7 protein-coding genes are annotated in these 8533 nt (G+C 54.3%); 2 read left to right on the forward strand and 5 right to left on the reverse strand.

Going from position 1 to position 8533, the window contains the following annotated elements; all coding sequences use genetic code 11:
* Positions 1–319: 319 nt before the first annotated feature.
* The 5 genes from JRI95_14810 to JRI95_14830 all read right to left on the reverse strand — a co-directional run bounded on the left by JRI95_14810 (position 320) and on the right by JRI95_14830 (position 7207).
* The gene (locus JRI95_14810; protein ID MBW2062813.1) at positions 320–493 is read right to left on the reverse strand and encodes a hypothetical protein; all 174 of its coding nucleotides are present in this window, start codon (positions 491–493) and stop codon (positions 320–322) included.
* A gap of 71 nt (positions 494–564) precedes the next feature.
* Complete coding sequence (locus tag JRI95_14815) at positions 565–2001, reverse strand: efflux transporter outer membrane subunit (GenBank protein ID MBW2062814.1); 1437 nt, start codon at positions 1999–2001, stop codon at positions 565–567.
* Position 2002: 1 nt separating this feature from the next.
* Positions 2003–5176, reverse strand: coding sequence for an efflux RND transporter permease subunit (locus JRI95_14820; GenBank protein ID MBW2062815.1), 3174 nt, complete (start codon positions 5174–5176; stop codon positions 2003–2005).
* A complete protein-coding gene (locus JRI95_14825) occupies positions 5176–6528 on the reverse strand; it encodes an efflux RND transporter periplasmic adaptor subunit (protein ID MBW2062816.1) in 1353 nt (450 codons plus the stop codon). Before JRI95_14825 ends, JRI95_14820 begins: the two co-directional genes overlap by 1 nt.
* Positions 6529–6583: 55 nt before the next feature.
* Positions 6584–7207, reverse strand: a complete 624-nt coding sequence (locus JRI95_14830; GenBank protein MBW2062817.1) for a TetR/AcrR family transcriptional regulator — start codon at positions 7205–7207, stop codon at positions 6584–6586.
* Positions 7208–7334: 127 nt separating this feature from the next.
* Between JRI95_14830 and JRI95_14835 the strand changes: the two genes are divergently transcribed.
* Together JRI95_14835 and greA are read left to right on the forward strand one after the other, a co-directional pair.
* Positions 7335–7757 (forward strand): efflux RND transporter permease subunit, encoded by a 423-nt coding sequence (locus JRI95_14835; GenBank protein ID MBW2062818.1) that lies wholly within the window; start codon positions 7335–7337, stop codon positions 7755–7757.
* A gap of 246 nt (positions 7758–8003) precedes the next feature.
* A complete protein-coding gene (gene greA / locus JRI95_14840) occupies positions 8004–8471 on the forward strand; it encodes a transcription elongation factor GreA (protein MBW2062819.1) in 468 nt (155 codons plus the stop codon).
* The last annotated feature ends 62 nt before the right edge of the window (positions 8472–8533 follow it).

Consider the following 8533-nt stretch of genomic DNA (forward strand, 5'->3'; position numbering starts at 1 on the left):
ATCATTTCCATATCTACAACGCCTTCGTAATTACCCGATCTTTCGGAAAGAAGGGTATTTGTAATGGTAGTATTCAAATGTAAAGAACCTTTACCTTTTGAAAGGGTTTCGGCCTTACCAGGTATTGCCTGGAGAAAAAGGAGTTGGATAGGGGACTGGTTAACAATTGGAATAGGACCTGATCGCATTTGTTGCTCTGCCATTAAGTTACTGCAATAGCCGTTACTAATGTGCAAGAGGATAAAAAATCCAACCAGAAAGGGAATCCCATGAAAAAACCCCCTCAAAAAACGACAGGTATTATTTATAGTACCCGGTCTCAAGCGCATTCATCCACCGCCAGGCAGAATGCCTTTAATCCCACGTCCTTCATTTTTTCCTGTAGCTCCCTGATTTCTTCCATCAGCAGAGCTGTTTTTTTCTCTTCAGCCATTATGATCATAGCGGAATTCTTGGCCGGCCAGATATGGGTGTTCAGGTGAGGGCCGCTCACACGCAATGGTCTTGAGGCCGTCGACGTGGGCGAAGCGCCTGAGGTTGTACATCGGCCTACCAAGCCTCCCGCTATGATCCGCCTTGGTGTTCCCCGGGCTGGTCACCGCCCCCGCCCAATACCGCATAAACCCTCACCTGGTTGGCGAGCCTAGCCAGGCGGAGCGAAATGAGCCCCTGCTTGGCCGCATACAGGGATCGCTGCGCATCAAGGACGCCCAGGTAGCTGTCGATTCCATTCGTATATCGGTTTACCGAAAGGCGGTGCGTTTCTGCCAAAGCATTGACCAGTGATTGTTGCGCCTTTACCTGCCGGTCCACCGTGCCCTGCACTGCCAGAGAATCGGCAACTTCTCTGAAAGCCGTTTGGATCACCTTTTCATACTGCGTCAAGGCGATTTTCCGCACTGTTTTGCTGACCCGCAGTGCGGCCCAGGTGCGGGCGTCAAAAATTGGCATAGTGATCTGCGGCGCAAAGCTCCAGGTGCCCGAACCGGAGTTGAACAGGCCGGACAGCTCGTCGCTGGCGGTTCCCACCGCGGTCGTCAGTGCAATGCGGGGAAACAAGGCTGCCCGGGCCACGCCGATAAAGGCGTAGGCCCCCTTGAGCTGATGTTCCGCCGCCACAATGTCAGGTCGGTTCAGAAGCGCCTCGGAGGACAGGCCTGGAGAAATTTCTCTGAGAGGGGTAACGCTGCTCAGATCCACCGGCTGGAGATCTTCCGGCACCGGAGAGCCAGCCAGAAGATTCAATGCGTTTTGGTCCTGCGCCACCAGTTGCATAAAGCGAGCAACATCTCCCCGGGCCGCATCCACCTGAGTTTGCGCTCGGCGCAGGTCCAATTCGTTTGCGAGCCCAACTTCGTATTGCCGCCGGATTAAATCGTAGGCTCCCTGCTGCGTCTCAAGGGTGGACCGGGCCAGATTGAGGTTTTCCCGATCCGCCGCAAGTGTCAGGTAGGCCCTGGCAATCTCGGCAACCAGCGCGATCTGTGCACTGCGGCGGGCCTGCTCCGTGGCCAGGTATTCTTCCAGCGCCTGTTCTTTCAGGCTGCGTATGCGGCCAAAGAAATCGATCTCCCACGAAGTGATGCCCAGATTGACACTGAATTGCTTGGTTGTCCTCGGCTCTCCGGGGCGCGTAAGATCGGAGGAGCTCCGTTGTTTACTCCCGCTGCCCACCGCATCGACCGCGGGAAACAAGGCTGCCCGTTGAACGCCGTACAGCGAGCGCGCCCTTTCCAGATTCAGGGCCGCCAAGCGCAGATCACGGTTGTTGTTCAAGGCCGTCTCGATAATCTTTTGAAGGTGTTCGTCGATGAAGAATTCCCGCCACCTGAGCTCCGAAGCTGTCAGTGCAACAGTCGCAGCTTTGGTTTCTTTATATGCCGCACCAGTCGGCCAGGCGGCCGGCACAGGTGCTCCTGGGCGAGTGTATTTCGGAGCCATGGTGCAGCCTCCCAGCACTATGGCAATTCCAACCAGTAGAAGTAATGCGTTTTTATTCATATCAGTACGCTCCGGAGGGTTTTTGTTCAGAGCTCTTGGCTGCTTCACGCTTCTTCTGTTTACCAAAGGTCTTCTCGATCAGCACATAAAACAGCGGCGCAAACAGGACCACCAGAATAGTGCCGGTGATCATCCCACCCAGCACCGCAGTGCCGATGGCGTTCATGGCCCCAGCGCCCGCGCCCGTGTTCAAGGCCAGGGGCAGCACAGCTAAACCGGTCGTGATCGACGTCATAAGGATCGGGCGGAGCCGCAGCTTCACCGCCTGGAGCGCGGCCTCGATCAAGCCCATGCCTTGTTCGAGCCGGTCCTTGGCGAACTGGACGATCAGAATGGCGTTTTTCGTGGCCAGACCCAGGGTGTTCAGCAACCCGATCTGGAAATACACGTCACTGGGCAGCCCACGCAGCGTCGAAGCGATGAAGCCGCCGATGACCCCAAGAGGCAAGATCATCAGTACCGCGATGGGGATGTCCCATTTCCCGTACAGGGCCGCCAGAAAAAGGAAGACTACCAGGATGGAAAAGGTGTAGAGGAGGCCTGTCTGGGCAGCGGCCTGCCGCTCCTGGTAGGAAAGCCCGGTCCAGTCATAGCCTATACCCTGCGGCAGCCTCGAGACGACCTCTTCCATGGCCTGCATGGCCTCTCCGGAACTCCTGCCCGGCGCCGGCTCACCCCAGATATTCATGGATGGAAAACCATTAAATCGCTCCAGCCGGGGAGAACCGCTCGTCCAGTGGCTGGACGCAAACGATGCAAAAGGCACCATCTTCCCAGCCGTATTGCGCACGTAAAGCTTGTTCAGGTCCTTCGGCAGCATGCGGTAGGGGGCGTCCGCCTGGACGAACACCCTTTTCACCCGGCCGCCTTGAATGAAGTCATTGACATAGGCGCTGCCGAAAGCCGCCGAGATGGTGTTGTGGATCGAGGTGATGGGCATGCCCTGGGCACCCGCCTTTTCCCAGTCCACGTCAATCCGGTATTCGGGCACATCTTCCATGCCGTTGGGTCGCACTTTGACCAACATCGGGTCCTGCGCTGCCATGCCGAGGAGCTGGTTGCGAGCGTTCATCAGGGCGGCGTGCCCAACGCCGCCGCGGTCCATCAACTGGAAATCAAACCCTATGGCATTGCCCAGTTCGATGATGGAAGGCGGCGAGAAAGCGAAGACCATGGCGCTACGAATCTTCGAGAATTCCGCCATGGCCCGGCCCGCAATGGCCTTGACCCTCAAATCCGGCCGGTTTCGCAGCTTCCAATCCTTCAGCTTGGCAAACACCATGCCGTTGGTCTGCGCCCTGCCGGAAAAGCCCATGCCGGCAATCGTCATACAGGACTCAACAGCCTCTTTTTCGTTCTCCAGAAAATAACGCTGGACTTCATCCGCGACCGCCTGGGTCTGCTCGAGGGTGGCGCCCGTCGGCATGACGATCTGGGCCAGCAGGATTCCCTGGTCTTCATCCGGGAGGTAGCTCGTCGGCATTCGCATAAAAAGGAATCCCAGTCCGGCCACAATCACGATGTACACGACCACGTAACGCAGTTTCCTGGCAAGCGCATGGCCGACCAGTTTCACAAAGCCGTCCCGGAACCGGAAAAAGGCGCGGTCAAACCACACGAAAAACGGGCGCAGGAACCGGATCGCGCCTTCTGCCGCCTCGTGCCCCTTGGGCACCGGCTTAAGGATATTTGCACACAGCACCGGCGTCAGGATCAAGGCCACTGTGATCGAAAGGAACATGGCCGAGACGATGGTCACGGAGAACTGGCGGTAGATGACCCCGGTGGACCCGCTGAAGAACGCCATGGGACCAAACAAGGCCGCGAGCACCAGGAAGAAGCCGATCAGGGCACTGGTGATCTGGCCCATGGACTTGGCGGTAGCCTCCTTGGGCGAAAGCCCCTCTTCACTCATGATCCGTTCCGCGTTCTCCACCACCACGATGGTATCATCCACCAAAAGCCCGATGGCCATCACCATGGCGAACATGGTCAGCATGTTGATGGAGTACCCGAACGCCCCCAGCGCAGCACAGGTGCCCAGGAGCACGACCGGCACCGCGATGGTGGGAATCAGGGTGGCACGGATGTTCCCCATGAACAGCCACATGACCAGAAAGACCAACAGGATCGCCTGGAGCAGGGCCTTGACCGCCTGGCCAATGGCCACCCGGACAAACGGGGTGGTGTCAAAGGGATAGACAACCTTCAATCCCTGCGGAAAGTAGGAGCTCATCTCCGCCAGTTTCTTCTTGACGGCATCGGCGGTATCCAGCGCGTTGGCGCCGGGCACCTGCCGGATGGCCAGACCGGCAGCAGGTTTGCCGTTGTATTTGGCCTCGATATCGTAGTAGTCAGTCCCAAGTTCCGTCCGGCCCACATCCTTGACCCGCACGATGGATCCGTCCGGATTGACGCGCAGCGGTATGGCGGCGAACTCATCGGGGGTCTTGAGGAGGCTCTGCACAATAATGTTGGCGTTCAGGCGCTGGCCTTTTACCGCCGGCGCCCCGCCGAACTGACCGGCGGAAACCTCCACATTGTAGGCCCGCAGCGCCATAATCACATCTTCCACGGTTAGGTGGTAATCTATGAGCCTATCCGGGTTGAGCCAGATGCGCATGGCATACTGGAAGCCGAACACCTCAACCTCGCCCACGCCCTGCACGCGCGCCAGGACCTTTTCCAGGTTGGATTGCGCATAGTCCCTGATGTCAATGCCGCTCATGCTGCCGTCTTCGGAGATCAGGCCCACCATGAGCAAGTAGTTTTTTGTGGCCTTCCCGACCATGAGGCCCGATCGACGGACCACTTCCGGAAGGTTGGCCATGGCGAGCTGGAGTTTGTTCTGCACCTTGGTCCAGGCAATGTCCGGATCGGTCCCCGGGGCAAAGGTAAGCTCGATCATGGAGGTGCCGGCGGAATCGCTCGTGGCGGCCATATAGATCATCTTGTCAAGGCCGGTCATCTTCTGTTCGATGATCTGCGTGACGCTGTTCTCCACCGTCTCGGCCGAGGCGCCCGGATAAAAGGCCACAACGCGGATTGACGGTGGAGCGATGGGCGGATACTGGGATATGGGCAGGTTGTAGATGGCCAGCCCGCCCAGCAGCATAATGAAGATGGCGATGACCCACGCGAAGACCGGCCGGTCCAGGAAGAATTTTGATAACATCAGGCACCTCCGTCCGTTCGCTTTTGTGCTGGAACGTTAGGCCGTGCCTCAGACCCATGCATGGTTTTTCCCTCACTAAAAGGAACAACCTTCACAGGCATTCCGGGCCGCACCCGCTGCAACCCTTCGACAATCACCCGGTCGCCGGGAGCAAGGCCTGATGAAACGAGCCATTTGTCGCCGATGGCCCGGTCCAGCGTGAGCATCCTCTGACCGACCTTACTCTCTGCATCCACAATCAGCACGAAGGGATTCCCCTTGCGGTCGCGGGCAACCCCCTGCTGCGGGACAAGGATGGCCTGTTCGGCAATGCATTCCTGCACAACGGCCCAGATGAACATGTTCGGCAGGAGGACGTGGTCCGGATTTGGGAATACAATGCGCAGGATCACGGACCCGGTCGTCGGGTCCACAGTAACATCGCGGAATTGAAGCGTGCCTTTCAAAGGATAGAGTGTTCCGTCTTCCAAGAGCAGCTTGACTTTTCTCCGGTCTTTTCCGTTGCAGCTGAGGCGGCCGTCCTCCAGGCGTTGCTTCAATCGCAACATATCGGCGGTGGATTGGGGCACGTTCACGTAAACGGGGTCCAGTTGTTGGATGGTGGCGAGAGGAACGGGCTGATAGGCCGTCACGATGGCGCCCTCTGTCACGTTGGATCTGCCGATGCGGCCGGAGATAGGTGCGGTGATCTTTGTGTAGCCCAAATTGATACGGACCGTCTCCACTGCCGCTTCTGCCTGCTGGATGGCTGCCTCGGCTACAGCCACTGCCTCCCGGTCGCTCTCCAGCTGCGCCTCGGCGGCCCGCAGCGTTGCCTCGGCCACATTGGCATTGGTTACAGCCTGGTCTCGCTGGCTGGTGGAGACCGCTCTGACCTTAAACGCATCCTCGAATCGCCGGCGATTTGTCCTGGCAAGCTCCAGGATGGCCCGCTGCCGAGTGACGCCGGCGATGCCCGCTTCCAGCGCGGCCCGCGCCCGGTCGGCTGACTTCCGCATTACAGCGAGGTTCGCCGTTGCATTGTCGAGCGCCACCTGAAAGGGAGCGGGATCAATCTGGTAGAGCACCTGCCCTGCCTTGACATCGGAGCCTTCCATAAACAGGCGTTTCTGTATAAGGCCGCTGACCTGGGGCCGGATCTGGGCAATACGGAAGGCAGCCGTGCGGCCCGGCAGTTCAGTGGTCAGCACCACCTTCTGCGGCTTGACCGTCACTATGGCCACTTCCGGGACAGGGGGAGGCGGCTGGGATTGCGTCGACTGGTCGCAACCTCCAAGCAAAAGACCGCCTAACATGGCCACAAGAACCACAATACATCTAAAGGGTTTATAAACTGTTCCATTGAGTTGCATTAAACTTCTCCTGATAAAAATGATATAAAATAAATTTCCAAAATCCCACGGATAATCACGGATCAACCAACCCTTTTAAGAGAATATTCAGGATAACGTCCGGATCTTCCGGATAAGGGTGCCGATCAGGCGCTTCAAGCCAGAGTAAAAGAAAGGCGCTGGTAAGGCTATCAATTGCTACCGCCAGATAATATGGGTCAAGTATTTTCTTGAAGAGCCTCTTCTTTATCCCGGAGTTGAATACAGAGGCGAGGTTCTTAAGGAACTCCTCGTACATCTCCTGTATTTCTGTATCGAGCCCTGCCTTGATATTGAAGCTTGCCCCCCTGGTTTCCGCAAAATAGAGGCGTATCATGGATACGTTGGCTGTGAAAACTTCGCCCTTGGCCCTGATGTAATTACGGATTTTTTCAATCTCGTTAACCGGTTCTTCGATCGCCCGTGTAAGTGTGCTATGGAACTTCTCGGCCTGCTCCATAACCAATGCCTTGTATAGAGCTTCCTTGTTTTCAAAAAATTTATACAGGGTTCCAATGGCAAACTCGGCCTTCTCAGCGATCTCATGCATAGAGACGTTGTGATAGCCTTTTTCCGAAAAGAGATCGAGTGCAGCAGAAAATATCTCATCTCTACGTGCTATCTTTTCTCTTTCTCGTCGAGGCAATCGTTTTTGGTCCATTTTTAGCCCCCATTTTTATTCCTAACAGGAGATATTTATCAAATATTAGAACAAGACGTCGCATTATATAATAAATCGTCACGTTGTCAAGAAAAATCTTATAAAAAATTTAAAAAAGGAGAAATAAGTGGTAGTCAACAACACCATCGTGCTCATCGACTATACCAACAGGCTGCACCAGCTAGGGATGCACTTACGTGATGCAATCATCGCTGCTGGATGCACCCGTTTGAGACCTGTCCTTTTGACAGCGGCAACAACAATCCTCGGTCTTTTGCCCATGGTCACCGGCATCGCCTACAATTTTCATAAGATGGAAATCTCCTGGGTCAGTGAGTCGAGCCAGTGGTGGAGTTCCATGGCCAGCGCTGTCATCTTTGGCCTGGCCCTGGCCACAGTCTTGACCCTGGTCGTTGTTCCAACTCTCTATGCACTGATCTATACCACAACTCGAGCCACCGAGCGTGGCGTCAAACGTATCCACCGAGCCTACTGGGCCCCTTTCTATCGTATAACAGGCACTACTTCTGAGGAAGAAAAACAGCTTTGACCATCTGGCTGAAGTAAAGAACAAGAATGTACCTTCTGGTTATAGGTCAAAGCAAAATCCTACGCAAGATACAGCTGGCTAATAATATAACCTGTGTTATTATGAATACAGTAATACAACCAAGGGAATTAAATCTGGGCACAGTTCAGAAATTAACTATTTGACGGTTTAAATGTAAAATGATAGTTTTTTAGTTAACATTAATGATTGATTTAGAGATCAAATATAGAAAGGACACTGTTCATGATAGATAAAATGCCAATTACAAAAGAGGGATTGGAAAAATTACGACAGGAATTGCATACTATTATCACTACTGATCGGCCAAAAAATATCAAAGCTATTGAAGAGGCGAGAGCTCATGGGGATTTAAATGAAAATGCAGAATACCATGCAGCCAAGGAAAGGCAGTCCTTTTTAGAGGCCAAAATAAATGAGCTGGAGATGGCAATTAGCAGGTCAGAGGTTATTGAAATAAGTAATGAGCCATCAGAAAATATTATCTTTGGCTCAACCGTTGACCTAAAAAACCTTGTTAATAATCAAACGGTTGCATACCAGCTTGTTGGACCATATGAATCTAACCCTGAAGAAGGCAAAATCTCAATCACATCTCCTTTGGGAAAGGCCCTTATCGGCAATGAGGAAGGTGATTATGTAAAGTTAAAAACCCCTGGTGGTGTACAGGAATTCGAAATATTGGAAATAAATTGAAGTCTTTTTACTATTTAGCCACGAATAGACACAAATGGACACAAATGAATTCGAAAGAAAAA

The sequence above is a fragment of the Deltaproteobacteria bacterium genome, from assembly GCA_019308995.1.
Lineage (GTDB): Bacteria > Desulfobacterota > Desulfarculia > Adiutricales > JAFDHD01 > JAFDHD01.